The organism is Pseudomonas sp. HP_14 (genome assembly GCF_055283875.1).
This window is the reverse complement of sequence record NZ_JBTOQI010000033.1, coordinates 248,023-274,442: the sequence shown is the minus strand read 5'-3', so window position 1 is coordinate 274,442 and position 26,420 is coordinate 248,023. Positions and strand designations below refer to the sequence as shown.

24 protein-coding genes are annotated in these 26,420 nt (G+C 57.4%); 10 read left to right on the top strand and 14 right to left on the bottom strand.

The annotated features are described in order from the left end of the window. Positions 1 to 62 precede the first annotated feature (62 nt). Positions 63 to 3,536 (bottom strand): PAS domain-containing hybrid sensor histidine kinase/response regulator, encoded by a 3,474-nt coding sequence (locus ACYASS_RS18925; protein ID WP_463587274.1) that lies wholly within the window; start codon positions 3,534 to 3,536, stop codon positions 63 to 65. 364 nt (positions 3,537 to 3,900) lie between these two features. Here ACYASS_RS18925 and ACYASS_RS18920 point away from each other — a divergent pair, with 364 nt between their 5' ends. Both ACYASS_RS18920 and ACYASS_RS18915 read left to right on the top strand, forming a co-directional pair. Further along, positions 3,901 to 5,775 (top strand): MFS transporter, encoded by a 1,875-nt coding sequence (locus ACYASS_RS18920; RefSeq protein WP_463587231.1) that lies wholly within the window; start codon positions 3,901 to 3,903, stop codon positions 5,773 to 5,775. 310 nt (positions 5,776 to 6,085) lie between these two features. After that, a complete protein-coding gene (locus ACYASS_RS18915) occupies positions 6,086 to 7,420 on the top strand; it encodes a lysine N(6)-hydroxylase/L-ornithine N(5)-oxygenase family protein (protein ID WP_463587230.1) in 1,335 nt (444 codons plus the stop codon). A 144-nt stretch (positions 7,421 to 7,564) separates the two neighbouring features. Here ACYASS_RS18915 and dkgB read toward each other — a convergent pair whose 3' ends face one another. The 6 genes from dkgB to ACYASS_RS18885 all read right to left on the bottom strand — a co-directional run bounded on the left by dkgB (position 7,565) and on the right by ACYASS_RS18885 (position 11,380). Beyond that, on the bottom strand, positions 7,565 to 8,368 hold the full coding sequence (gene dkgB / locus ACYASS_RS18910; RefSeq protein ID WP_463587229.1) for a 2,5-didehydrogluconate reductase DkgB: 804 nt from the start codon (positions 8,366 to 8,368) through the stop codon (positions 7,565 to 7,567). A 318-nt stretch (positions 8,369 to 8,686) separates the two neighbouring features. After that, the gene (locus ACYASS_RS18905; protein ID WP_463587228.1) at positions 8,687 to 9,223 is read right to left on the bottom strand and encodes a PaaI family thioesterase; all 537 of its coding nucleotides are present in this window, start codon (positions 9,221 to 9,223) and stop codon (positions 8,687 to 8,689) included. 185 nt (positions 9,224 to 9,408) lie between these two features. Continuing rightward, a complete protein-coding gene (locus tag ACYASS_RS18900) occupies positions 9,409 to 9,954 on the bottom strand; it encodes a DUF1003 domain-containing protein (protein ID WP_243246599.1) in 546 nt (181 codons plus the stop codon). A 220-nt stretch (positions 9,955 to 10,174) separates the two neighbouring features. Then, entirely contained in the window at positions 10,175 to 10,372 is a 198-nt protein-coding gene (locus tag ACYASS_RS18895; protein WP_122665794.1) for a hypothetical protein, read from the bottom strand. Between the two features lie 123 nt (positions 10,373 to 10,495). Then, positions 10,496 to 10,978 (bottom strand): GreA/GreB family elongation factor, encoded by a 483-nt coding sequence (locus tag ACYASS_RS18890; RefSeq protein WP_463587227.1) that lies wholly within the window; start codon positions 10,976 to 10,978, stop codon positions 10,496 to 10,498. Between the two features lie 3 nt (positions 10,979 to 10,981). Further along, positions 10,982 to 11,380, bottom strand: a complete 399-nt coding sequence (locus ACYASS_RS18885; protein ID WP_463587226.1) for a hypothetical protein — start codon at positions 11,378 to 11,380, stop codon at positions 10,982 to 10,984. Between the two features lie 119 nt (positions 11,381 to 11,499). On the opposite strand from ACYASS_RS18885, the gene earP reads away from it, so the two are divergent. Continuing rightward, positions 11,500 to 12,645, top strand: a complete 1,146-nt coding sequence (earP, locus tag ACYASS_RS18880; protein ID WP_463587225.1) for an elongation factor P maturation arginine rhamnosyltransferase EarP — start codon at positions 11,500 to 11,502, stop codon at positions 12,643 to 12,645. A 97-nt stretch (positions 12,646 to 12,742) separates the two neighbouring features. Then, a complete protein-coding gene (locus tag ACYASS_RS18875) occupies positions 12,743 to 13,312 on the top strand; it encodes an elongation factor P (RefSeq protein ID WP_027900557.1) in 570 nt (189 codons plus the stop codon). Between the two features lie 302 nt (positions 13,313 to 13,614). On the opposite strand, the gene ACYASS_RS18870 is transcribed toward ACYASS_RS18875, so the two are convergent. Both ACYASS_RS18870 and ACYASS_RS18865 read right to left on the bottom strand, forming a co-directional pair. Next, positions 13,615 to 14,034 carry an organic hydroperoxide resistance protein gene (locus tag ACYASS_RS18870; protein WP_020290626.1) on the bottom strand — a complete coding sequence of 140 codons (420 nt, stop codon included), beginning with the start codon at positions 14,032 to 14,034 and terminating at the stop codon, positions 13,615 to 13,617. Between the two features lie 499 nt (positions 14,035 to 14,533). After that, positions 14,534 to 15,001 carry a MarR family winged helix-turn-helix transcriptional regulator gene (locus tag ACYASS_RS18865; protein ID WP_463587224.1) on the bottom strand — a complete coding sequence of 156 codons (468 nt, stop codon included), beginning with the start codon at positions 14,999 to 15,001 and terminating at the stop codon, positions 14,534 to 14,536. Positions 15,002 to 15,206: 205 nt separating this feature from the next. On the opposite strand from ACYASS_RS18865, the gene ACYASS_RS18860 reads away from it, so the two are divergent. After that, positions 15,207 to 15,953: a sulfite exporter TauE/SafE family protein gene (locus ACYASS_RS18860; protein WP_463587223.1), complete on the top strand. Its 747-nt coding sequence runs from the start codon at positions 15,207 to 15,209 to the stop codon at positions 15,951 to 15,953. 4 nt (positions 15,954 to 15,957) lie between these two features. Here ACYASS_RS18860 and ACYASS_RS18855 read toward each other — a convergent pair whose 3' ends face one another. Beyond that, positions 15,958 to 16,839 carry a LysR substrate-binding domain-containing protein gene (locus tag ACYASS_RS18855; RefSeq protein WP_463587222.1) on the bottom strand — a complete coding sequence of 294 codons (882 nt, stop codon included), beginning with the start codon at positions 16,837 to 16,839 and terminating at the stop codon, positions 15,958 to 15,960. Between the two features lie 67 nt (positions 16,840 to 16,906). On the opposite strand from ACYASS_RS18855, the gene ACYASS_RS18850 reads away from it, so the two are divergent. Together ACYASS_RS18850 and ACYASS_RS18845 are read left to right on the top strand one after the other, a co-directional pair. Further along, on the top strand, positions 16,907 to 17,143 hold the full coding sequence (locus ACYASS_RS18850; protein WP_463587221.1) for a DUF1127 domain-containing protein: 237 nt from the start codon (positions 16,907 to 16,909) through the stop codon (positions 17,141 to 17,143). Positions 17,144 to 17,191: 48 nt separating this feature from the next. Next, positions 17,192 to 18,424, top strand: a complete 1,233-nt coding sequence (locus ACYASS_RS18845; RefSeq protein WP_463587220.1) for a winged helix-turn-helix domain-containing protein — start codon at positions 17,192 to 17,194, stop codon at positions 18,422 to 18,424. Here the strand turns inward: ACYASS_RS18845 and ACYASS_RS18840 are convergent. Further along, complete coding sequence (locus ACYASS_RS18840; RefSeq protein WP_463587219.1) at positions 18,403 to 18,963, bottom strand: hypothetical protein; 561 nt, start codon at positions 18,961 to 18,963, stop codon at positions 18,403 to 18,405. The two genes, ACYASS_RS18845 and ACYASS_RS18840, sit on opposite strands and share 22 nt — an antisense overlap. A 299-nt stretch (positions 18,964 to 19,262) precedes the next feature. Next, a complete protein-coding gene (locus tag ACYASS_RS18835) occupies positions 19,263 to 20,609 on the bottom strand; it encodes a class II 3-deoxy-7-phosphoheptulonate synthase (protein ID WP_463587218.1) in 1,347 nt (448 codons plus the stop codon). 207 nt (positions 20,610 to 20,816) lie between these two features. On the opposite strand from ACYASS_RS18835, the gene ACYASS_RS18830 reads away from it, so the two are divergent. Further along, on the top strand, positions 20,817 to 21,572 hold the full coding sequence (locus ACYASS_RS18830) for a spermidine synthase (protein ID WP_243246606.1): 756 nt from the start codon (positions 20,817 to 20,819) through the stop codon (positions 21,570 to 21,572). Between the two features lie 166 nt (positions 21,573 to 21,738). Here ACYASS_RS18830 and ACYASS_RS18825 read toward each other — a convergent pair whose 3' ends face one another. After that, positions 21,739 to 22,530 carry a crotonase/enoyl-CoA hydratase family protein gene (locus ACYASS_RS18825; protein WP_463587217.1) on the bottom strand — a complete coding sequence of 264 codons (792 nt, stop codon included), beginning with the start codon at positions 22,528 to 22,530 and terminating at the stop codon, positions 21,739 to 21,741. Positions 22,531 to 22,916: 386 nt separating this feature from the next. Here ACYASS_RS18825 and ACYASS_RS18820 point away from each other — a divergent pair, with 386 nt between their 5' ends. Then, on the top strand, positions 22,917 to 24,626 hold the full coding sequence (locus ACYASS_RS18820; protein WP_243246608.1) for a DEAD/DEAH box helicase: 1,710 nt from the start codon (positions 22,917 to 22,919) through the stop codon (positions 24,624 to 24,626). Positions 24,627 to 24,795: 169 nt separating this feature from the next. On the opposite strand, the gene ACYASS_RS18815 is transcribed toward ACYASS_RS18820, so the two are convergent. Further along, positions 24,796 to 25,563 carry a DODA-type extradiol aromatic ring-opening family dioxygenase gene (locus ACYASS_RS18815; RefSeq protein ID WP_463587216.1) on the bottom strand — a complete coding sequence of 256 codons (768 nt, stop codon included), beginning with the start codon at positions 25,561 to 25,563 and terminating at the stop codon, positions 24,796 to 24,798. 103 nt (positions 25,564 to 25,666) lie between these two features. Here ACYASS_RS18815 and ACYASS_RS18810 point away from each other — a divergent pair, with 103 nt between their 5' ends. Continuing rightward, entirely contained in the window at positions 25,667 to 26,323 is a 657-nt protein-coding gene (locus ACYASS_RS18810) for a thiopurine S-methyltransferase (RefSeq protein WP_463587215.1), read from the top strand. Positions 26,324 to 26,420 lie beyond the last annotated feature (97 nt).

Genomic DNA, 26,420 nt, shown 5'->3' with positions numbered 1-26,420 from the left:
ACGATATCTACTTAACAGATCTACCGCTATCGCGAGCAAGCTCACTCCTACAGGGCTTGTCGTTAGCCCAACATCACGTGCCGACTCAACAGTGCCCGCAACGCCGCGGGCTTGACGGGTTTGGGCAGGTAATCCAGCCCGGCTGCGTGCACTTGAGCAATCAGTTCCGGGCGGCCGTCGGCGCTGATCACGACTCCCGGGAGCGGGTTGCCGAGGCGGGTGCGTAGCCAGGCCATCAACTCGGTGCCGGTTTCGCCGTCATCCAGGTGGTAATCCACCAGCGCCAGCTGCGGGCGTACGCCTTCGTCCAGTAGCGCCTGGCATTCCTCGCGGCTGCGAGCGGTCCAGACCTGACAACCCCAACGAGTCAACAGGCTGTTCATGCCGATCAGAATGCTGTCTTCATTATCGATACACAGCACCTGCGTACCGGTCAGCGCCGTGCGGTTAGCGTCGGCAATCACGCTGACGGGGACCGTCTGATGCTGGGCCAGTGGCACGCAGACACTGAACACGCTGCCTTTGCCCGCCCATGAACGTACCTGCAAGGTGTGGCCCAGCACACGACACAACCCGTCAGCGATGGCGAGCCCCAGCCCCAAGCCCTTTTCGGCGCGGGTCTGATGGCTGTCCAGGCGTTTGAATTCCTCGAAAATCACCCGCTGCTTGTCTTTCGGAATGCCGGGACCCCGATCCCAGACTTCAAGGCTCAGGTAGGTGCCCCGACGGCGTACACCCAGCAACACCGGACCCTTGCCATACCGGAACGCATTGGTCAGGAAGTTCTGCAGGATGCGCCTTAGCAACTTGGCATCGCTGTCGACCCGCAGCGCGGTGCCGCGTACCCGAAACGTCAGGCCTTGTTCTTGCGCCAACGCTTTGAACTCCGCGCCCAGTGTGTCGAACAGTGTGTTCAGGGCGAACGGTTGGCGATCGGGGGTGATCTTGCCGTTTTCCAGGCGGGAAATATCCAGCAGGTCGCTGATCAGGTCTTCGGCCGAGCGTAGTGAACTGTCCAGATGCTGCACCAGTTGGCGGGCGTCAGCAGACATGCCGTCGTCTTGATGTGAAAGCGCTGCGGAAAACAATCGTGCGGCATTCAGCGGTTGCATCAGGTCATGGCTGACCGCTGCAAGGAAGCGGGTCTTCGACTGGTTGGCGGTCTCTGCGGTGCCCTTGGCTTCGGTCAGTGCCAGGTTTAATTGCGACAGTTCGTGGGTCCGCTCGGCCACCCGCTGCTCAAGGCTTTCGTTGGCACCCTTGAGCGCATGTTCGGCATCGCGGAAGGCGGTAATGTCGGTGAAGCTCATGACAAAGCCGCCACCTGGCATCGGGTTGCCGATCAGCTCGATGACCCGGCCATTGGGGAACATGCGCTCCGAGGTGTGAGCACGACCTTGACGCATCCAGTGCAGACGCCGGGCCACGTGGACTTCCGCCTCACCAGGGCCAAGCAAACCGCGTTCAGCGTTGTAGCGAATGATGTCGGCAATCGGCCGGCCAATGCTGATCAGCCCCTCGGGGTAATTGAACAGCTCCAGATAGCGGTGATTCCACGCCACCAGCTTCAGCGACTGGTCGACCACGCTGATCCCTTGCGTAATGTTCTCGATGGCGCCTTGCAGCAGAGCACGGTTGAACTGCAGGACTTCCGAGGCTTCGTCGGCAATGCGCACCACGTCTTCGAGCTGCATGTCGCGGCCTTCGATGGCTGCTTTCACCACGGCCCGGGTCGATGACGCGCCCAGTACACCGGCCAGCAAGCGTTCGGTGTGGGCAATCCAGTCGCCATTGGCGTTCTGGTTGGGGTTGAAGCCTTTGCCTTGTCGGTAGGCAAAGCGAATGAAGCTCTGGCGGGCGCGTTCTTCGCCAACAAACCGGGCAGAGAGGTTCAGCAAGTCTTCGACCTGTACAGCCAGCAGCGGCCGGTTGCCGCTGCTGACGCTGGCGTCCTGACCGATGAAGCGGCCAGCCTGCCAGTGCTCCGAAACCCGTGTTTTCGAGATCACCGAGACCCAGCCGAACAGAATGAAGTTACCCGCCAGCGAAAGCACCACGCCTTGCGTCAGGGGCGTAATCGGCAGCCCCAACGGATTGCCGTGCAGCCAGGCCAGCAGCGGGAAGCTTTCCAGCGACCAGCCGAGGCTTTCAGCGGAGATCGGTAATACCAGTGTGTAGAACCAAAGGAAAATTCCTGCGCCCAGCCCGGCGAAAACACCACGGCGGTTGGCTTGTTTCCACCACAGTGCGCCGAACATGGCGGGCGAAAGCTGAGTAATGGCTGCGAAGGCTATCTGGCCAATGGTCGCCAGACTGGCTGTCGAGCCGAGCAGCCGATAGCAGACATACGCCAGTAACAGAATGACCACGATGCTGACCCGTCGTACCGACAGCATCCAGTGGCGGAAGGCTTCGAATGGGCGTTCGGCGGTTTTGCGGCTCAGCAGCCAGGGCAGCAACATGTCGTTGGAAATCATCGTCGACAGCGCCACGCTGGCGACAATCACCATGCCGGTGGCCGCCGAGGCGCCGCCGATAAAGGCCAGCAAGGCCAGCGACGGATGTGTGGTCGCCAATGGCAGGCTGATCACGAACGAGTCAGGCAGTACCGAGTCAGGCAGCAGCATTTGCCCGGCGAGTGCGATTGGCACCACGAACAACGCTGCCAGCACCAGATAGGCCGGGAACACCCACTTGGCCAGACGCAAATCCTGCGGGTCGATATTTTCCACGACAGTGACGTGAAACTGTCGCGGCAGGCAGACAATCGCCATCATCGCCACGCCGGTCTGAACCACCATGGACGGCCAGTTGATGGTTTCTTTCCAGTATTCCTCAAGCCTTGGCGCAATCAGCGCTTGATTGAACAGATCATCAAAGCCGTCGTACAGGCCGTACGTCACGAACGCGCCCACCGCCATGAACGCGAACAGTTTGACCAGCGCCTCAAAGGCAATGGCCATGACCATGCCGCGGTGGTGCTCGGTCACGTCCAGATTGCGCGTGCCGAAGACGATCGTGAACAGCGCGAGCACCAGCGATACGATCAGTGCGGTGTCCTGCGCGCGGGTGCCGGTGGCATCGGCAACTGCGCCAATCAGGATGTTCACCCCGAGCACAATGCCTTTGAGCTGCAAGGCGATATAGGGCAGCACGCCAACGAGGCAGATCAGCGCAACGACCACCGCCAGGGACTGAGACTTGCCGTAGCGGGCGGCGATGAAGTCGGCAATAGAAGTAATGTTCTCCTGCTTGCTGATCAGGACCATCTTCTGCAACACCCAGGGTGCCAGCAGCATCAGCACCACAGGGCCGAGGTAGATCGGCAGGAACGACCACAACTGCTCGGCGGCCTGGCCTACCGCGCCAAAGAAAGTCCAGCTGGTGCAGTAAACCGCCAGCGACAGGCTGTACACCCACGCCCGTAACCGGGGAGGCAGCGAGGTGCTGCGCCGGTCGCCGTAAAAGGCGATGGCAAACATGATGGCCATATAAGCGAGGGCGACGGCTGCAATCAGCCCGCTGGACAGCGACATAGACATTCAGAGCCTCAATGACAAGCTGGCTAGTCTCGCATGAAGGTTCGCGATTGTAGGAGCGACTTTAGTCGTGAAGCGGCATAGGGTCGCAGCCGGTGAATTTGCCAATATGCGATTCGTCGAGTTGAAACGTGCTTACTGTAGGAGCTGCCGAAGGCTGCGATTGCGGTATGTCAGACAGATTGCTTTCGCAGCCTCCGGCAGCTCCTACAGATCACTTGATGTGTTCCATGATAGCCCGGTGTCAGAACACGTCGAACGCCCCCGGAAGAGCTCGCATTCGCAACAATCGGAAACGTCCTATCGACATTCCGTCATCTAACGTCTTCAATGTGGCCCAAGTCATTCAGGATCGCGGACGATGAGCCATCAGTCACAATTCTCCCTGCTTGGAAAGCGCCGTTTCCTGCCGTTTTTCATTACCCAGTCCCTTGGGGCGTTCAACGACAACATCCTCAAGCAATCGCTGATTCTGGCCATTCTTTACAAGTTGAACATCGACGGTGACCGTTCGATCTGGGTCAACCTGTGCGCCTTGCTGTTTATCCTGCCGTTCTTTCTGTTCTCGGCGCTGGCCGGGCAGTTTGGTGAAAAGTACGCCAAGGACGCCCTGATTCGCCTGATCAAGCTGGCCGAGATCGGCATCATGCTGGTCGGAGCGGTGGGGTTTCTGTTCGGGCACCTGTGGCTGATGTTGCTGGCGTTGTTTGCCATGGGCACCCACTCGGCGCTGTTCGGGCCGGTGAAGTATTCGATCCTGCCGCAACACCTGCGCGAAGAGGAGTTGGTGGGCGGCAACGGGCTGGTGGAAATGGGGACTTTTCTGGCGATTCTGGCCGGGACCATTTGCGCCGGTGTGATGATGTCCACCGCCCATTACGAAATGATCGTCGCCAGCGTCATGGTCCTGACCGCGTGTCTGGGGTACCTCGCCAGCCAGGGCATTCCTCGGGCTGCGGCCGTTGCGCCACAGATGAAGCTGGAGTGGAATATCTTCACTCAGACCTGGGCCACGTTACGCCTGGGGCTCGGGCAGACGCCAGCGGTGTCACGCTCAATCGTCGGCAACTCGTGGTTCTGGTTTGTCGGCGCGATCTACCTCACGCAGATCCCGTCCTACGCCAAAGAGTGGCTCTACGGTGACGAAACCGTTGTCACCCTGATTCTCACCGTCTTCTCCATCGGCATTGCGCTGGGGTCGATGCTCTGCGAGCGTCTCTCCGGACGTAAGGTGGAGATTGGTCTAGTGCCGTTCGGCTCCATGGGGCTGACCGTGTTTGGTCTTTTGTTGTGGTGGCACTCGGGAGAGATGCCGCAGAACGTCATGGCAAATGACTGGTTGGGCGTGCTCGGTTTCAGCCAGGCGTGGTGGGTGCTGCTCGATATTCTCGGGATCGGGATTTTTGGCGGCTTCTATATCGTGCCGCTGTACGCGCTTATTCAATCGCGCACGCTGGAAAGCGAGCGCTCGCGGGTCATTGCCTCTAATAACATCCTCAATGCGCTGTTCATGGTGGTATCGGCCATCGTCTCGATCCTGCTGCTCAGCGTCGCGAAGTTGTCGATTCCGGAGTTGTTCCTCGTCATCTCGTTGATGAACATTGCCGTCAATGTGTACATCTTCAAGGTGGTGCCTGAGTTCACCATGCGCTTCATGATCTGGCTGCTGAGCCATTCCATGTACCGGGTCAAACACCAGAACCTTGACTCGATTCCCGATGACGGACCGGCATTGTTGATCTGCAACCACGTGTCCTTTGTAGATGCCTTGCTGATCGGCGGGGCGGTTCGGCGGCCGATTCGCTTTGTCATGTACTACAAAATCTACAACCTGCCGGTGCTCAACTTCATCTTCCGCACCGCCGGGACCATTCCCATTGCCGGGCGCAACGAGGACCTGCAGATCTACGATCAGGCTTTCAAAAAAGTTGCCCAGTACCTGAGCGAAGGCGAACTGGTGTGCATCTTCCCGGAAGGCAAGTTGACCAGCGACGGCGAAATAGACGAGTTCAAAAGCGGCATGACGCGCATTCTTGAGCAAACCGCCGTGCCGGTGATTCCGCTGGCGTTGCAAGGCCTGTGGGGCAGCTTCTTCAGCCGCGCTCCGGACAAGGGCTTGTTCCGGCGACTCTGGTCGCGGGTAGCCGTTGTCGCCGGTCCAGCGCTGAGCGGTGAGGCATCGGCCCCGGCAGCCGCTCGCGAGCAGGTGGTGTTGTTGCGTGGGGAGCTGCGTTAAACCGCGGTTTATCAAGTTCGCGAAATCATTGATTTGAAACGTACCCGCTGTAAGAGCTGCCGAAGGCTGCGAATGCATCAGACCTGACACACCGCGATCGCAGCCTGCGGCAGCTCCTACAGATATTCCTTAGTGGTGTCGCACCCCCTGTAGACCACATAACCGTCGCATCGGCTGTTCCGCCCCTGGCGTCGATGCCAGTTCTCGGCCATTCGTTAAATTTTGTTTCCTTGCCCTCGTTTCCTACTCAACAGGCCACCTTGCTGGCCATTCGATTGACGAGTACGAAACATCCCCCGAGGACACTGGAATGACACAGGCTCTTGTATCTGCCGTGGTTCACGATTTGATCGGTATCGGTTTTGGTCCATCCAATCTGGCACTGGCGATTGCCCTGCAGGAGAGGGGCGAGCGGGAGGGTGCGCTGGATGCGTTGTTCCTCGACAAACAGGCTGATTATCGCTGGCACGGCAACACGCTGGTCACGCAGAGTGAGTTGCAGATTTCCTTCCTCAAGGATCTGGTTACCTTGCGCAATCCCACCAGCCCGTTTTCTTTCGTCAACTACCTGAAGCAGCACGGTCGTCTGGTGGACTTCATCAACCTGGGCACTTTTTACCCGTGCCGGATGGAGTACAACGATTACCTGCGCTGGGTGGCTGCGCAGTTCAACGACCAAAGCCGGTATGGCGAAGAGGTCACTGCAATCGAGCCGGTGCTGCACAAACAGCAAGTGGAAGCATTGCGAGTGATTTCCCGTGATACCCAGGGACAGAGTCACGTGCGGACCACCCGTTCGGTGGTCGTCAGCCCTGGCGGCACCCCGCGTATTCCAGAGGCTTTCTCGAGCCTGAAAAACGATGCGCGGGTGTTCCACCATTCCAGGTATCTGCAGTCCATGGCCCAGCAAGCCTGCGCCAATGGCAAGCCAATGCGCATCGCTATCATCGGAGGGGGGCAGAGCGCTGCCGAGGCGTTCATTGACCTCAACGACAGCTATCCGTCTGTTCAGGTCGACATGATCCTGCGCGGGTCGGCACTTAAACCTGCCGATGACAGCCCGTTCGTCAATGAGGTGTTTTCGCCGGAGTTCACTGACCTGATGTTCAGCCAGAACGGTGCCCAGCGCGAACAGATGATTCGCGAGTATCACAGCACTAACTATTCGGTGGTCGACATCGATCTGATCGAGCGAATTTACGGTGTGTTCTATCGCCAGAAAGTTTCCGGCATCGCCCGCCACACGTTCCGCAGCCTGACCTCGGTGCAGAACGCGACGGCTACCGCCAACGGCATTGAGGTAGCGCTGGGCAACCTGGCCAATGGTGAAAGCAGCGTGCAAACCTATGACGCGGTGGTGCTGGCCACCGGTTACGAGCGCCAGTTGCACCGGCACCTGCTGGAGCCGCTCAGTGAGTACCTGGGGGATTTCGAAGTAGACCGCGACTACCGGATCAAGACCGACAGCCGCTGCAAGGCTTCGATCTATATGCAGGGCTTTTGCGAGTCCAGCCACGGCCTGAGTGACACGTTGTTGTCGGTGTTGCCGATCCGTGCCGATGAAATTGCCGAGTCGTTGTACGCCAACGTGGCACGGGCAGGGCGTGATCAATCGGTGCTGGAGCGGTTGCTGGCGGTGGGCTAAGCACACCTGATTGAATTGAAATGCGATCTCTTGTGGGGGCCGGGTTGCCCGCGATAAGGTCGACGCGATCTAACAGAGATTCGCGGTGTCCTTATCGCGGGCAAGCCCGGCTCCCACAGGTATCGCATTTCAATCAGACGCTGATCAATCCCACTCTGGCGCAAGGCTCGCAGGGCTGGTCAGTCTGTGGCCGCGATCCAGTGCTGCTATCTGTGCCATGTCCTCGTCGCTCAATTTCAGCTCGCAAGCCTTGAGGTTACTTTCCAGATTGCTGCGCTTGGTCGAGGAAGGGATCACCGCGTAGCCCAGTTGCATAGCCCAGGCCAGAGTGACCTGCGCGGTTGAAGCATTGTGGCGTTTGGCGATCTGTTCGATCACCGGGTCCTTGAGTACTTCGCCATAGGCTAGGGTCATGTATGACGTGATCTGGATACCGTGCTGTTTGGCGAAGTCAGCGACTTTGCGGTTTTGCAGGTACGGATGCAGTTCAATCTGGTTGGTCGCGATGTTCTCGGCGCCGACCACCTCGATAGCTTCCTTCATCAGGGCAACCGTGAAGTTGGAAATGCCGATCTGCTTGGTCAGCCCCTGCTTTTTAGCCTCCAGCAACGCGGTCATGAATTCTTTGACCGAGACCTTGCCTTCAGGCGAAGGCCAGTGAATCAAGGTCAGATCAACGTGATCGGTCTGCAGTTTCGCCAGGCTTTCCTTCAGGCTCGGTATCAGCTTGTCGGCGGCAAAATTGTCAGTCCAGATTTTGGTAGTAATGAACAAATCATCGCGCGGCACGCTGCTGGCGGCGATGGCTTTGCCAACCTCTGCTTCGTTGCCGTAGATCTGTGCGGTATCGATCACCCGATAGCCAACTTCAAGACCGTTGGTCACCGAGTCAATGACAACCTGATCCTTGAGGCGAAAAGTGCCGAGGCCGAATGCTGGGACGGTCATGTGCGGTGCTCCTTCAATTGATTCAATAAACAAGACGTGAGCGCAGTATCCCGGCTCGAACCGCAGAGAAAAACAGTGGGGCGGGAAAGGGATATTTACCTGTGCGTCACGAATGGGCTTGTGAGGTTGGTCAGTACCAGACGCGCAGGGTTCAAGATTTAGCGCATCTGTCCGGCACATCTCTGTCGTGCCGCACACCCTTGAACTGTAGGAGCTGCCGAAGGCTGCGATCGCTGTGAGTCAGGATAAACGCTTCGCAGTCTGCGGCAGCTCCTACAGAAAATTCTTTTTAAATCAGTAGGTTGTCTGCTTTTAAGGTTAACTCATGCTGAGAATCATGCAGGTCGTACTGCCAATGGCGTAGAGCCGGTCATCGACGTCATACAGTCGGCCCTCGGCCAATGCAGTCGAGCGACCGACGTGAATCACCTTGCCCTCGGCGCGTACGGGGCCGACGGCAAGGTTCAGTGCCCGGACGTAGCTGATACGCAGGTCCAGCGTGGTGTAGCCCTGGCCTTTCTTGAGTCGGGTATGAATCGCGCAACCCATGCATGAGTCCAATAACGTTGCCGCGTAACCGCCATGTACGCTGCCCAACGGGTTGTAGTGCCGCTCATCTGGCGTGCCTTGAAAAACAAACTCGCCTTGCGACCAGTGCAGCGGCACAAAATCCATCAGCTCACCAATAGGCGGGCAGGGTAGCTCGCCACGGCCGATACCCTCGAAGAATTCATAGGGCTCCAGTGCGGCCACGTCGGCCATACGCAGGGTGCCCGCTGCGCCCAGGCGATCACGGACGGTTTTTTCTTCTTGCAACCAGAGGCTTAGTTTCTCGTCGCGAGACAGGGTTGGCATGGCAGGCACTCCACAAGGCTGTTGCGGTTTGAATTACGACCATAATCCTGTAGTTTTATGATGAGCGCAATATGAAGTGGAAACTGCTCGTGAGGGTGTTTGCAGCCAGTGACGGCTCAGGCCATGGTTCGCCGGGCTTCTAACCTGAGCGGGGGGGGGGCGTAGCGCTGTTCAAAAGCGGCCGATCAGCCCGGCTTTTTGTCGCAATCGGCCGGCTCGCGTTTTACGAAATGCTTGTGCATGTCAGAGGTGAGCGTCTCGATACGCTCGGTGAGCGACTTGGTCAGTTCGGTGAGGCGGGTGTTCTGTTCCAGCAGCGAGAGCATTTGCGCTGCCAGATCTTCGCGGTGTTGTGCATCCGCGTCGGCATTGGCTTTGTCGCGCGCTGACTGGCGGGTCTGAGCCAGCAGGATCAGTGGCGCTGCGTAGGCCGACTGGAGGCTGAATGCGAGATTCAGCAAGATAAACGGGTATAGATCGAATTGAGTCAGGCCGGTGACGTTGCACACGACCCAAAGCAGGACGATGACGGTCTGGGCTCCGAGGAAGGCCGGTGTACCAAAAAAGCGGGCAAAGGCCTCGGCCTTTAGGGCAAACCCATCGTTGCCGAAAGTGCTCGCCAGGTGCGCGTGATGTTTGTGAAAGCGCAGGTGGTCGACAGCTTTCTTGTCGATCGATTCTGATGTTGTGTGCTGTTCAGAGAGGTCGTGTTCAGATCCTGCGGGGTTCATGACGGATACCAGATTACCGGGGCGTGCGGCCACTATAGGCGTTTGTGCCCGCATGCGGAGTCATGAACTGAACATGGGCTGAATAGGCAGCTCAAATCGGTAGGAGCGAATTTATTCGCGAGGGCAGCCTTGCATGCGCTTGACATGATCGACTGACCAGCCTCTTCGCGAATAAATTCGCTCCCACAGGATTCTCATCAAATCTGGAGACCGCGAGTAGTCAATCCGGATGTAATGGCTTGGACAGATGCATGATGCTCGCGTAGTCATAGACATACTGGCGTCCTGCATGGCTGGTCAGACGTAACTGGTCGATCAGCAGTCGCTCTTTCTTGTTCAGGTATCTCAGCCCAGGGTGGTCACTTGACTTGAGGCGATCACGTTCATGGGCGTCAGGGAAAGCAATGACGTTCGTCATGAAATATCTCCTACTTTTGTGAGTCCTTGCTTCCGGTTATGTAGTCCCGGTCACTATTTGTGGCGACAGAGTCACCTTACCCAGAAAAAGTTGGAGCGATCAACCCTGCAAATGGATAGCCGGTCACACTATCTGCGTGACCTCGAAGCTTTGTCGGCTGCCGTTGACGTTGATTTCAACTTCATCGCCAGGCTGTTTGCCCAGTAACATCTGGCCCAACGGGGCGCGTGACGTAATAACGGTGAGTATCTGCTCACCGTATTGAATCTTCAGACCGGCGGCATCGGGTCCCAGAAACAGATGCTGTTCAGCGCCGTTGTGGTTTTCCAGCGTGATCAGGTCCCCGGACTGAATCCCCCTGGTCTCGCTGAATGGCAACAGGCTCAGCTTTTGATAGAGCCCCAGTGACAGGCGAATTTCTTCCACTCGTCGTGCCTGGCCAGCAGCCAGGTAGGAGGCCTCCAGCCCAAGCGTGTCGTATTTGTTTTCAGCAATTTTTTCTTCGTGGGTAGCGGTTTCATAGGCCGTCTGCGCGGCGCGCTGGGCGATATTCAGATCAACCTGCAATTTGTCGATGATCAGTTGCAACACGTCTTGCTTGTTCATGATTTATCCGCAGAACTGGAGAACATTGGCACGGCTTTTCTCGCTGGGCGCAGTGCGGTCCTGCTGCAGCCAAAAGTTGCATTTGGGGGCGCTGAAGTTTTTCTGCTGCTGTTCCTGCGCCTGCTCCCACGCTTGGCGTGCCTCGCTCTCGCGCAAGCTCTGTTCGTACTTCTCGAACATGGTTTTTTCCGCCTCGGGCGTTGGTTTGACTGCGGGCGGGGTGCTCAATTGCGCGGCGACGTTATTGATCACTTGGGTCTCAGCCGCAGGCAGGGCCTTGTAGAACAGCACGCCAGTCAATACCACGGCGATGAAACCGAGCCAGATGCCAATGGCGATACAGGCGATCAGTTTCAGTGGTTGAACAGAAACATTCAGCTCGCGGCGACTGTGGGTAGGCATGGCAAAGTTCTCGGCGTGGACTGCAGATGCTGCGATTGTGCCATGAGCAGAGGCTGGTGAATGCCGGTTGTCTGAAGGACAATCGACGTTTTTTATCATTCATCCTCAGGGAGCCCGGAATGAAAGCCTCTTGGGATATTTTTTGCAGCGTCGTCGACAACTACGGCGACATCGGCGTGACATGGCGTCTGGCCCGGCAGCTAGTGGCTGAGCACGGCCTGGAAGTGAGGCTGTGGGTCGATGATCTAAGCGCGTTTGTGCGCGTGTGCCCCGGCGCCGAAGCCTCGGCTACGCAACAGTGGCGTGAAGGCGTTAGCGTCCATCAATGGCCGAAAGAGTGGCAAGCCACTGAAATCCCGGATGTGGTTGTCGAGGCGTTCGCATGCCGTCTGCCACCCGCTTATGAAGAGGCCATTGTTCAATGTTCACCACGGCCGGTGTGGATCAATCTGGAATACCTCAGCGCTGAAGAGTGGGTGAGCGGTTGCCATGGTCTGCCTTCGTTGCAATCGAACGGGTTGCGCAAATCCTTCTTCTTTCCAGGCTTTCTCCCGACCACCGGTGGTCTGTTGCGTGAGCGCGATTTGATCGCCACACGGCAGGCGTTCCAGCAAAACAGGCAGGAGCGCTCGCGCTTCTTGCAAGCACTGGGCGTGACGCCTGAAGACGATGCACGATTGATCTCGGTATTTGCCTATGAGAACCCTGGCATCGGGGCCTGGCTGGATGCGCTGGCAGGCGATAGCAGGGCGACCCGTCTGCTGGTGCCGGAGGGGCGCATACTCGGTGATCTGCAGGGCTGGCTGGGTGTTGAACCGCTTCGGGCTGGAATGCAGGAAACGCGCGGAGCACTGACGGTTCAGGTACTGCCGTTCGTCAGACAGGAAGATTACGACCGCCTGTTGTGGTGCTGTGATTTCAACGTGGTGCGCGGCGAAGACTCTTTTGTCAGGGCGCAATGGGCAGGGCAGCCCTTGCTCTGGCACATCTACGAACAGGACGATGATGCCCACTGGGTCAAGCTCGATGCGTTTCTGGAACTCTACCTCGCGGGGCTCTCGCCCGATGCTGGCAAGGCTTTGAGTGATTTCTGGCATACCTGGAACGCGGGAACGGCTGGCGCTGAAAGTTGGCATACGCTGCTTGAACACTGGCCCGATATAACAAACCATGCCGAGCGCTGGTGTCTGCAACAAGCTTCCCATGTTGATCTTGCGACGGCGCTGGTACTGTTTTGTGGAGTTTCGTATGATACGCGGCCTTGAGATTAGGCTCTGTACGAAAAAGACCTTCGTGTGACACGCGCGAAGCGGTTTCTCGTACAGAGCCTCGGCAAATTCCATCCAAATTCGGATATACGCAATGAAAACTGGTAAAGAACTCAAACCCGGTACCGTGATTCGTCTCGAAAACGACCCTTGGCTGGTTCAGAAAGCTGAATTCACCAAGTCCGGTCGTAACAGCGCCATCATGAAAACCAAGCTGAAAAACCTGCTGACCGGTTACAAGACCGAGATCGTTTACAGCGCTGACGACAAACTGGACGACGTGATCCTCGACCGCAAAGAAGCGACCCTGTCCTTCATCAGCGGCGACACTTACACGTTCATGGACACCACCGACTACACCATGTACGAGCTGAACGCTGAAGACATCGAAGCCGTTCTGCCATTCGTGGAAGAAGGCATGACCGACGTTTGCGAAGCGATCTTCTTCGAAGAGCGTCTGGTTTCGGTTGAACTGCCGACTACTATCGTTCGCGTAGTTGACTACACCGAAGGCTCGGCTCGTGGCGACACTTCCGGCAAGGTGATGAAGCCTGCCAAGCTGGCCAACGGTACCGAACTGCAAGTGGCTGATTTCATCGAAATCGGTGACCGCATCGAGATCGATACTCGCGAAGGCGGTTCCTACAAAGGCCGTGCTAAATAAGCACAGTTTTTACCGCGTTCAACAAAAAAGCCCGCAGCGATGCGGGCTTTTTTGTGGGCGCTTGTTTTGGCGCCGAAAGGACATCTCTGTCCCTACGACGCGCCGTCCCGTATCAGACACGGGACCCTGTAGGAGTGACCGGGGTGGCGATCCACATTGCTCGCGATGTCGTTAAGTCAGACGATACTTTTTCGATAGATATATCGCCATCGCGAGCAATGTGGATCGCCACCCCGGTCACTCCTACATTAAAAGCATTCCAATTCAGATAGGCATTTAATGTTTCAGAACAAACGTCGGCTTCAGACGGTTACGTGCAGACGTACATCAACGTTGCCACGGGTGGCGTTCGAGTACGGGCACACTTGGTGAGCAGCTTCGACCAGTTGCTCGGCATCAGCTTGTTCCAGGCCTGGCAGGTTGATGTTCAGGTCGATGTCCAGACCGAAACCGCCAGGGATCTGGCCGATGCCGACGTGGGCAGTGATCGAGGCGTCAGCCGGGATGCTGCGCTTGCTTTGACCAGCAACGAATTTCAGCGCGCCGATGAAGCAGGCCGAGTAGCCAGCAGCAAACAGTTGCTCAGGGTTGGTGGCCGCACCGCCCGCGCCGCCGAGTTCTTTTGGTGTAGCGAGTTTCACGTCCAGGATGTTGTCGCTGGAAACAGCACGACCGTCACGGCCGCCGGTTGCAGTTGCGATTGCGGTGTAAAGAGTATCCATGGTGTCACCTCATTCAGGGTCGGAAGATCGTAGTGATCAGAGTGGTTCAAAGCTTGTCTGTTTGCGCTGCAAAGGTGTGCGCTAACGGGGTACGGAATTAATGTATCGCGCTAATAGTTTGTGCGCAAGATAATATTTTGAAATTTTTGAATCTGGATTCAAACGCAAGGTATGCAGGAGGTCGCCCTAGTGTCCCTGGCAAAGCGCTGTCGCGCAGTACGCGGGGACCTGTAGGAGCGCGCTTGCCCGCGATGATGTCCGCGCAGATGAAAGATATGTCGGCGTAAAAATCGAATCGTGGGCAAGCGAGCTAGTCAAACGACATGCAAGCTTCAGGATTGAAATACATTTTCCGTAGGAGCTGCCGAAGGCTGCGAAGCATTTATCCTTACACGCCGCGATCGCAGCCTTCGGCAGCTCTTACAGGTTCTGTGTTTGGCGCGAGACAGCAAGCTCGTGCTGCCTCTGATCAGTGGTCAATCAAAGAAAGGCAACGCCTTCAGACACTGTCCTGCAGATTTGCGCGCAGCTTTATCAGCTCGCCTTGCAGCTTCTGCAACTGCTCAATCTCCAGACCGCTGGCGGTCAGAATGCAACCGGGCACGGTCAGGGCTTTTTGTTGGAGGGCGCGGCCTTGCTCTGTGAGGCGAAGCAGTACGACCCGTTCATCTTCCTTGCTACGGGTACGGCTGAGCAGCCCTTCGCCTTCGAGGCGCTTGAGCAGCGGCGTCAAGGAGCCCGGGTCAGTCAGCAGGCGAGTGCTCACTTCACCAACGGTGAGGCCGTCCTGTTCCCAGAGCACCATCATCGCCAGGTACTGTGGATAAGTCAGGCCCAGTGCCTGGAGCAGTGGCTTGTAGACCTTGGTCATCATCAATGAAGTCGAATACAGGGCGAAACACAGTTGGTTGTCGAGCTGCAACGCTTGGCAGTTACTGTCGGCAGTGGGGCTGGCGTCAGCGCTCATGGGGTGGTCCTCTCTAGCGTGTGTCATGGCGACAATTTAGTGCTGTGATCTTTATTGCGCCAGATAAATTCCATTCGGTGCTTGCAGGTTGCCGGTCGTGGGCCCCGGATGCATGCATGAAACATGCGTAATAGCGCACATCGGTTATTTGCCTGAGCAGTCAGACTGCGTAGCATGCGCGCATCGTTTGAGTGGGGATCGTGGCGTGATTGAAGTGCTGATGTTTGTAGCGTTGGGTGCCGCGATGGGCACGCTGGGCGGGTTGTTCGGTATTGGTGGTGGCCTGGTTGCGATTCCTGCTTTAGGTGTTCTGTTCGGGCTCGATCAGCAACTGGCTCAAGGCACTGCTTTGCTGATGGTGTTGCCTAACGTGTTGTTGGCGCTGTGGCGCTATAACCAGCGCAACCGTATTTCCCTGCGTAACGCCATGATGCTGATCATCCCCAGTTTTTGTCTGGCGTGGCTGACCTCGCTGTGGGCGGTGCGCCTGGACCCGCAACACATGCGTCTGGCCTTCATCGCGTTTCTGATCTTGCTGACTGTTTTCAATCTGGCGCAGATGTTCTGGCGCAAGGATAAGGCCAGCAGTGAGCTGCGCCACGTTAACCGTCTCTGGTTATTGGGAGTGGGGTCGGGGATCACTGGCGGTCTTTTCGGCGTTGGCGGCGGGGTGATTGCAACGCCCATTCTGACCAGCTTTTTCGGCGCTACTCAGGTGGTTGCGCAAGGCCTCGCACTGGCATTGGCCACACCCAGCACGGCAATCACACTGTTCACTTACGCCCTGCATGATCACGTCAACTGGAGCATGGGCATTCCGTTAGCTGTCGGCGGGCTGGCCAGCATCAGTTGGGGCGTGAAGCTGGCGCACTCGATGCCTGAGCGTTTGCTGCGCTCGTTGTTCTGCGGCTTTCTGGTGATCTGCGCGGTAATCCTGGCCTTTAAGGCCTGAAAGCCTAGAGCTTGAAACCTTCGGCGATGTGTTCGGCCAGGCATTCAGTAATCGGCGAAACACTTTTCGGGTTGCGCAGCAGAACGATGCTCGCAGAGGGCAGGGGGGGTAGTCCTTCCGCTTCACCCAAAATGCGCAGGTCCGGGGTCATCAGGCTTTGCATTTGTGCCGTGACCGCCAGCCCTGCGCTGACCACCGCCATCAGTGCTGACAAGCTGGCGCTGGTGTACGCGACGCGGTAATCACGTTGCGCCGCGTCCAGCGCGGTGCATGCCCAATCACGGCAGAAGCAGTCACTGTTGAACATCGCAATGGGCATCGGGGTTTGTTCATGCGGGCAGAAACCCACGGCCTCAGCCCAGACGAAATGCTCCTGACGCAGAATCTGTCCGGTTTCAGTGCCAGGACGACAAGTGACAATGCTCAGGTCCATGTCCTGGCGTTGCAGCAGCGCCGAGGAGGATTCGCAATGCACTTCAATCTGAATCAGCGGATACGCCTGCGCGAAACGCGACAGAATGCCGGGTAGGAAGCGCATGACGTAATCGTCAGGCGTGCCGATCTTCACCCTGCCCACCATGTGCGGCTCACGCAGGGTATTGAAGACTTCGCTGTGCAATTTCAGGATGCGCCGTGCATAACCGAGCAACACCTGACCTTCCGCGGTAAAGCTCACAGTGCGGCCATCGCGCTGAAACAGCGAGCGCTGCAGGATGTCATCCTCCAGTCGCTTCATCTGCATACTGACTGCAGATTGCGTACGGTTGACTGCTTCGCCCGCTCGGGTAAACCCACCGTGATCGGCGATGGCTACAAAGGTACGCAAAAGCTCCGTATCAATATTCGGATAGTTGGCCAATACATCAATCTCCCAGATGCAGCTCATAAGAAACATTCGTTGGATTGATCTTAGCCTCGGCGCGAGACTTTAGTCATCCCACATGGAGGGCAAGATGATGAAAGGTCAAAAAGGTTATGTGCTGGTATTGAAAACCCTGTCTCAGGATTCCTGGATCGAGCGTTTGCTCAAGTCGCTCAAGAAACACGCTTCCCGCTGGTACGACCTGCATCGTCAGCGTCAGCAGTTGGCGACCTTGAGCGATTCTGCGTTGAAGGATCTCGGGTTGAGTCGTGCCGATGCTTATCAGGAAGCCGAGCAGCACTTCTGGAACGACCCGATGAAACGCTGACATCAGCGTGGCGTATCGGTTAGCGTTGGGGCTCTTCAGGAGCCCCTTATGCTTTTAGAATTGTCGCTCAAGCAAGCACGTCGATTGGCACTGGCTGCCCAGGGTTTCAACGGGCGACAGCCGCCAGCCACGATCAAGGCTGCTCATGTCACACAGATGGTCGAGCGGCTCGGCTTGCTGCAGATTGACTCAGTGAATGCGCTGGTTCGTTCGCATTACCTGCCGCTGTTTTCCCGACTGGGTAACTACCCCCGGACGTTGCTTGATCAGGCCGCGTGGAGTCAGGGGCGGCAGCGTAAATTGTTTGAGTACTGGGGGCATGAGGCCTCGCTATTGCCTGTGAGCCTCTATCCGCTGATGCGCTGGCGCATGCGTCGCGCCGCTCAAGGAGACGGTATTTACCGCCAGCTGGCGACATTTGGTCGTGAGCAACAGCCGACTGTCGCCCGCGTCCTGCAGGCTGTGCGTGAGCAAGGTGCGCTGGGGGCGGGAAGTTTGAGTACCCGTCAGGAGCGCGCCGGTCCCTGGTGGGACTGGAGTGCTGAAAAGCTGGCGCTGGAGTGGTTATTTGCGGCTGGAGAACTGACAGTCGCAGGGCGTCGTGGTTTTGAGCGGCTCTATGACTTACCCGAGCGAGTGCTGCCTGGTGCTGTGCTTGATCACCCCGAGATCAGCGAGGATCAGGCGCAGCGTGCCCTGTTGCTGCATGCAGCCACCGCGTTGGGTGTCGGCACCGAAAAGGATCTGCGTGATTACTTCCGGCAGGATCCGCTGCCGAGTCGACGCGCGCTGGCAGAGCTGGTGGAAGCGGGCGATCTACAGAGGGTTCGGATTCAAGACTGGCGGCAACCGGCATTCTGTCTCCCGGACAGCAAAGCGCCACGCAAGGTGTCTGCCAGTGCATTGCTGTCGCCGTTCGATTCATTGATCTGGGAGCGTGCCCGTACTGAACGGCTGTTCGATTTTCGCTATCGGCTGGAGATCTACACACCGCAGGCCAAAAGGGTTTACGGCTACTACGTGCTGCCGTTTCTGCATAACGAGCGCATTGCTGCGCGAGTCGATCTGCGCGCCGAACGATCGCTGGGGCGCCTTGCCGTACACGCGGTGCACGAAGAGCAGCCGGGCCTGGACGAAGAGGGGATGCAGGCGCTGGCGCGGAATCTGCGGCAGATGGCCGATTGGTTGGGGTTGGCTGAGGTGCAGGTTAATTGTGCACGGGCGAGTGGTGTGAGGTTGAGGGGCGAGATCGATAGCAATCAGCGGATTTTGATTCTGTAGTGTCTTTGGGTGAGATACGTTACTAGTACGACAAGGGCCAAATATAAAATACCGCCCAAGGCTCTACGGGTGTTCATGTCGAGCGATGTTTCCAAAGGTATCTGGAGCAAAAGGTAGCCAATCATGACCGTGTAAACTGCAGAGGTTATCAAGATGATCAAACCCCATTTCGTCCAGAAAAGAAGCCGGTCCAAATACAGGTCGAATAAATAAATGCTACGCAGGTCTGTCGTGCGCAATGCATCTGTTTTTCCGCAAGTTTTGGGGCTCAACGCTGCGTTGCTACGCAGGTGAAAAATTGAAAAGACGAGGCCCAGGAACACGATGTATGAACTATCAAGAGTACTTAGGAACAGGAACTCGCCTTTCATGAAGAAATTTACCTGCGCCAGCGCCATTCCGGAGTTGTAAACAAAACCCACTTTGAATGCCAGCCTGCGGTGCCCTGGTTTAGACAGGTACTGACCCAGTAAGGCTGACGGTGCAAGTAGCGTCAGGCTAAGGCATACATAGCTGATGTGCTGAAGAACTGAATTCATTTTTCTTTTCGCCACTCAGCTAACTGCCACTAATGCCGGTTGCGGGGTGGGGCGTGCTGATTTTTCGGTGACGAGTTCTGAGTTGTTTAGAGCGTTTGAGATGGGCCACAGATGATCGTCCTGAAATAAGTGGGCGATCAGTTTAGGGAGGGGAGTTATGAGGTTATGTAGGGCTTTTCTGCGATTAATGAAGGGCGTTACGCTACTATCACGCCGTGATTTTATTTAGGCGCAGCCGAAGAGTGCTATGTACTTGCGTTGTGAAGTCCATTCGCAGCCTTCGGCAGCTCCTGCAAAAACTATCGTCTGACCTGCTTCAACGTCTCTGCAATCAGAAACGCCAGCTCCAGCGACTGGTCCGCGTTCATCCGTGGGTCGCAGTGGGTGTGATAGCGATCTGACAAGCCATCCTCAGTGATCGGTCGGGCACCACCAATACATTCAGTGACGTTCTGGCCGGTCATTTCGATATGGATGCCGCCCGCATACGTGCCTTCTGCCTGATGCACCTGGAAGAATTGTTTCACCTCACCGAGGATCTGCGCGAAGTCGCGGGTCTTGTAGCCGCTGCTGGCTTTGATCGTGTTGCCGTGCATCGGGTCGGAACTCCACAGTACTTTGCGGCCTTCGCGCTCAACTGCCCGAATCAGCTGTGGCAAGTGGTCGCCGACCTTGTTCGCGCCCATGCGGGCGATCAGGTTGAGGCGGCCCGGATCGTTATCCGGATTTAGGATGTCGATCAGGCGGATCAGGTCATCGGTGTTCATGCTTGGCCCGACCTTGACGCCGATGGGGTTGTTCACCCCGCGCAGGAACTCCACATGAGCGCCATCCAGCTGGCGGGTGCGGTCGCCGATCCAGAGCATGTGCGCCGAGCAATCGTAGTAATCGTTGGTCAGGCTGTCGCGGCGTACAAACGCTTCTTCGTAGTTCAGCAGCAGGGCTTCGTGGGCGGTGAAGAAGCTGGTTTCGCGCAATTGCGGCGAGCTGTCCATGCCACAGGCGCGCATGAACGCCAGGGTTTCATCAATACGGTCAGCCAGTTGACTGTACTTTTCAGCCAGGGCCGAATTGGCGATGAAGTCCAGGTTCCACTTGTGCACTTGATGCAGATCGGCAAAACCGCCTTGGGCGAAGGCGCGCAACAGGTTCAGGGTCGCCGTGGACTGGTTATAGGCCTGGATCAGGCGATCCGGGTCTGGAGCACGGCTTTTCTCATCGAAGCCGATAGCGTTGACGATGTCGCCGCGATACGCCGGGAAGGTCATGCCGTCGATGGTTTCATCGTTGGCCGAGCGCGGTTTGGCGAATTGGCCGGCCATCCGACCGACTTTTACCACTGGGCAGCCAGCGGCGAAGGTCATGACGATTGCCATCTGTAACAGCACTTTGAAGGTGTCGCGGATCTTGGCGGCGGAAAATTCGACGAAGCTCTCTGCGCAATCACCACCCTGTAGCAGGAAGGCACGACCCTGGGTCACCTCGGCGAACTGTCGACGCAATTCTCTGGCCTCGCCTGCGAACACCAGAGGCGGATAGCTTGCCAATGTCTGCTCGACCTTTAACAAGTGCGCAGCATCGGGGTATTGAGGTTGCTGCTGAATGGGCAGTGCCCGCCAGCTGTCGGGGCTCCAGGGTTGGCTCATCATGAACTCATGGTCAGTGCGATCGGACCGGCATCTTAGCAGTTCGCCGAGTCGTCGCCAGCGAACAAGGGATGATCGGAGCCCCGGTGCGGCAATTAAAGAGAAAGAGCGTGACCTTGTTGCTGTGCTTGATCGACAATTCGCTTTTTTACGCGGTCCGGTGATCGCATCAACAGGCCAGACTTGGGCTCGCCGTTAGGAGAAGCAATGACTGAGGAGCGGGTGGAGCGGATTCTGGCCGAGGTACACGACGATTTCGGCATGATTCGCGTACTGGAAGTCGACGACTACCGCTTCCTGGAATTCGGCGACGCCATTGAGCAAAGCTGCACCTTTACGGCCGATCCCAGCTGGCTTGAGTACGATTACACCCGGGCGATGCTGATTGGTGCTTTGTGCCACGAGGCCCCTGAGAGCGCGCTGTTTCTTGGGCTGGGGGCCGGGACCCTGACTCAGGCTTGCCTCAAGTTTTTGCCGCTGGAAGATGTTGAGGCTATCGAGTTGCGGCCTGACGTGCCGCGGCTGGCTATTGAATTCATGGGGCTGGATGATGATCCCCGGTTGTACATCCGCATCGGAGATGCGCTTGAACTGCTGGAAACCGCTGAACCGGCTGACCTGATTTTCGTCGACCTCTATACCGATGTCGGTCCTGGCGTCGGGCATCTGGCCTGGAAATTCCTCGAGAGCTGTCAGAAGCGTCTGAATTCAGGCGGATGGCTGGTGATCAATCAATGGGCAGCGGATGACGGTAAACCGTTGGGTGCGGCGCTGTTGCGCGGCCTCTATCACCGGCACTACTGGGAGCTGCCGGTGAAGGAGGGCAACGTTATCCTGATCGTCCCGGCAGATCTCGACCAGGAGCTGGACATGGCATCGCTGAACGCTCGTGCTGAAGAGCTGGCACCACGCCTCGGTTATTCGCTGGCGTCATTGATCAAGGACGTCCGTCCAGCAACCTGAAGACAGAGCCTTCAGGCGTTGCCCATGGCCAGACACGGCGAACGACCTTTGGGGCGCATTTCTTTGGGAGCTGCTGAAGGCTGCGATGCATTTATCCTGACACATAGCCATCGCAGCCTTCGGCAGCTCCTACAGGCTGTGTCACGCCTCCACTGTGCGACTCAGATCACACGCCTTTAAAGACACCCGGCCTGCGCTCCTGCATGGAAAGCAGGCCTTCTTTGGCGTCTTCGGTGTTCATTATCCGGTTAACCATGCCCGGCAGCGCCTGAGCTGCGGCTGTTTCACCTTTGAGCACAGCCTGACGGGCAGACGCAATCGTTGCGCGAATCGCCAAGGGTGCCTGCTCGGCGATGCGCCCCGCCAGAAGCAATGCATAAGGAAGCAGGTCTTCAGGCGCGGTTACTTCCTGAACCAGTCCCATGCGGCAGGCTTCCTGAGCATCGAACTCATCTCCGGTCAGCAGCCAGCGCATGGCGTTGCCCCATCCGGCGATCTGATGCAGGCGCAGCGTGGCACCACCAAACGCAAAAATCCCGCGATGGACTTCCAATTGTGCAAAGCGCGTGGTGCTTGCACACAGGTTGATATCCGACGCGAGCATCAACTCGATGCCCAGCGTCAGGCAATAGCCTTGCGCGGCGACGATGACCGGCTTGCTGACCCTTGGGCCTGCGAACACACCCCACGGATCACAGCCACCCTCGGGGACTTGCCAGCCGTTGATCAGGGCCGGACCCGCCTCGGCCAGATCCAGCCCGGCAGTAAAGTGTTCGCCGTGAGCAAATACCACCAGTACCCGGGCCTGATCGTCTCGTTCGTATTCTCCGTAAGCCAGGCTTAACTGGTTGAGAAGCTCCAGGTCGAATGCGTTGCGCTTGGCAACACGGTCCAGGCCAATGAGCATGACGTGGTCGTGCAGTTCACGGCTGACGCGGCCTTTCGTAGAGGAAGTCATGTAGGAAGTCCCTGCGCGTGGAGTAGGATCGGAGGCGGACTGTCTGACTGATCGGGTGAACCGTTTAAGCAGGTTCTCCCGTAATACCGGGCCTGTTGCAAAATAGACACTGTTGCTGGTTTGCGCAAAGCCTGTAGGTCTTGGACATCAGCCATGATTAGTGATGAAAAAAATCCTCCTTTTTTTGCGTAATTCCGGTATAGTGCGCGCCGGTCTTTAACAGGACCCTCGTCAAGGTATTGCAATTCCCCGAAGCCAGCTTCGGCTGCTTGTTCGCTCTGCGGACTATCCTAGGCGATCCATTCATCAAACGTTTTCGCAAATCCCCGCCGACAAAGCAGCCAGGGTGACTTTAGGGTCGTACACGGCACGCGCAGCTTTGGAGCATGGGTCTTTGCGGATGCACTAGAGGCAGACCCATGACCCAGGAAATCGGCGGCTTCGCCGCTCTTGAACTTCACCCTAATATTGTTGCAGCAGTCGTCGCGACTGGCTACGAAGAGCCTTCGGCCATTCAGCAGCAATCGATCCCTATTATTCTTGCCGGCCACGACATGATCGGTCAGGCGCAAACCGGTACCGGTAAAACCGCCGCGTTCGCACTGCCTATCCTGCATCGTATCGACCCGAGCAAGCGCGAGCCGCAAGCACTGATCCTGGCGCCGACCCGCGAACTGGCCCTGCAAGTGGCCACCGCTTTCGAGACCTACGCCAAGCAAATGCCAGGCGTTACTGTTGTGGCTGTCTACGGCGGTGCGCCGATGGGCCCACAGCTGAAAGCAATCCGCAATGGCGCACAAATCGTTGTCGCCACTCCGGGCCGCCTGTGCGATCACCTGCGTCGTGACGAGAAAGTTCTTGCTACCGTGAACCACCTGGTTCTCGACGAAGCAGACGAAATGCTCAAACTGGGCTTCATGGACGACCTGGAAGTTATCTTCAAGGCTATGCCGGAAACCCGTCAGACCGTTTTGTTCTCGGCTACCCTGCCGCAGTCGATCCGTGCCATCGCCGAGCGCCACCTGCGCGATCCGAAGCACGTCAAGATCCAGACCAAGACCCAGACTGTTACCGCGATCGAACAGGCTCACCTGTTGGTTCACGCTGACCAGAAAACTTCTGCTGTTCTGAGCCTGCTGGAAGTCGAAGATTTCGACGCCCTGATCATGTTCGTGCGCACCAAGCAGGCAACTCTGGATCTGGCCAGCGCCCTTGAAGCCAAAGGCTACAAGGCTGCTGCGCTGAACGGCGACATCGCACAGAACCAGCGTGAGCGCGTTATCGACTCCCTCAAGGATGGCCGCCTGGACATCGTGGTAGCAACTGACGTTGCTGCTCGTGGTCTGGACGTTCCGCGCATCACTCACGTATTCAACGTTGACATGCCGTACGACCCAGAGTCGTACGTTCACCGTATCGGCCGTACTGGCCGTGCCGGTCGCGAAGGTCGTGCGCTGTTGCTGGTGACTCCGCGTGAGCGCCGCATGCTGCAAGTGATCGAGCGTGTAACCGGTCAGAAAGTTGCTGAAGTCCGCCTGCCGGATGCTCAGGCTGTTCTGGATGCCCGCATCAAGAAACTGACTAACAGCCTGTCGCCGCTGGTGGGTGATGCCGAGTCGACTCATGGTGATCTGCTCGATCGTCTGACTGCTGACATCGGTTGCAGCCCGCGTGCCCTGGCCGCAGCTCTGCTGCGCAAAGCTACCAACGGTCAGGCTCTGACCCTGGCAGCCATCGAGCGCGAGCGTCCACTGGTGCCGAACAACGCACCGCGTGAGCGTAGCGATCGTTCGTCGAGTGACCGTCCAGAACGCAGTGGTGATCGTGAGCGTCGTGCTCCGGTTCCATTGGCCGAAGGTCGTGCTCGTTGCCGTACCGCGCTGGGTGCGCGTGATGGTATCGCTGCCAAGAACCTGCTGGGTGCAATCCTCAACGAAGGCGGCCTGGCCCGCGAAGCAATCGGCCGCATCCAGGTGCGCGACAGCTTCAGCCTGGTTGAACTGCCGGAAGATGGCCTTGAGCGTCTGCTGACCAAACTCAAGGACACCCGCGTTGCTGGCAAGCAGTTGAAGCTGCGTCGCTATCGCGAAGATTGATCAACGCTTGAGTTGATCGTCTGAATAAAAAATCCCCGACTGGTTCGGGGATTTTTTTGTCTGGATTTCCTGTTTCTGTAGGAGCTGCCGAAGGGGGCGATGGCGGTGCATCAGGAATATTGTCTCGCAGCTTTCGGCAGCTCCTACAGATTGGCGTCAGGACTGTGGCCTACCCAAACCTGTAAATATCCATCCCCAGAGCCCCCATCGTGAAACCCTTGTGCGCCACGCTGAACTCACCACCGGCGCCTCGTGCGAAATACAGCGGCAGTAAATGCTCGTCAGTCGGATGGTTGCGTACCGCATTGGGCGCCTGCGCGCGGTAGTCGTGCAGGGCGACTTCGTCATTGCTGGCCAGCTTCTCGATCATCCAGTCACGAAACACCTTGGCCCATGACTCCACGCTTTCCGGCCCTGCATGCCAGTCCAGTTCGCGCAAATTGTGAGTGATGCTACCCGAGCCGATGATCAATACCCCCTGATCACGCAGGCTTGCCAGCGCCTGGCCAACCCTTGTTTGCAGGGCAGGACCTTCACGGCTGGGCAGGGAGACCTGAACGACAGGGATATCAGCGTTTGGGTACATCAACGAAAGTGGCACCCATACACCATGATCAAAAGGTCGCTGGCTGTTCGTTCTTGCTGGCAGTCCAGCGGCATTCAGCAGCTCGACGACTTCAACACTCAGCTCTGGAAGGCTTGGAGCCGGGTACTGAACCGCAAACAGGGCGGCAGGGAAACCGCCGAAGTCATGCCAGGTTTCTGGCTGGGGATTGGCGTTGACCAGCAACTCCTGACTTTCCCAGTGAGCCGAAACAATAACAATAGCCCTGGGCCTGGGCATCTCTGCTGCAAGACGTGCCAGGGCCGGACCGCTTTCGCCGGGTTCCAGCGCAAGCATCGGCGAGCCGTGAGAGATAAACAGGCTAGGGAACATGTCGAGTGTCCTGAGGGTTAAAGTGGCACCATATTCAGTCAGATCATTGATCTAAATCTAATATAAGTTTTTGGGCGTTTTGATCGAATTATAAGGAGTATTCATGGAGGCCGAATTTTGGCACCAGCGTTGGGCCGCGAACCAGATTGGTTTTCACCAGCGGCAAGCCAATCCCTATCTCAAGACGTTCTGGCCTGATCTGGCTGTCGGGCAGGGCACGAGCGTTTTGGTGCCGCTGTGTGGCAAGAGCCTGGATCTGCTCTGGCTGGCCGAGCAGGGGCATCGGGTGCTGGGCGTCGAGCTGTCGGAAAAAGCGGTTCAGGAGTTTTTCAGCGAGCAGCAGGTGGAGCCCGTCATCAGTCAGCGCGATGCTTTCAGGGTTTATAGCGGCAAAGGGATTGAGTTGTGGTGCGGTGACTTCTTTGCATTGCGCGCGGAAGATGTCGCTGGTTGCAGTGCTCTTTACGATCGCGCGGCATTGATTGCCTTGCCGCCTGAGATGCGTGAGCGATATGTCGCGCACCTTGCTTCGGTGTTGCCTGCTGAGTGCCGAGGGCTGCTAATCACGCTGGATTACGATCAGGCCAAGATTGAGGGGCCACCGTTCTCTGTTCCGGACGAGGAGGTGCAGCGATTGCTGGGGGAGGGCTGGAAGCTGGACATATTGCAGACCAGTGATGTCCTCAAAGGCAGCGTGAAATTTGAGCAGCGTGGTGTGGAGCGTCTGGAGGAGCGGGCTTATCGGTTAGTTCGACGCTGAAGGGTATGACCTGGAGCGAACTTCTTTACGACGCGCCAGAATTGACTCACCGTGTGAAACCCTCTCGCGAACAAGTTCGCTCCTACCTGACACCGCG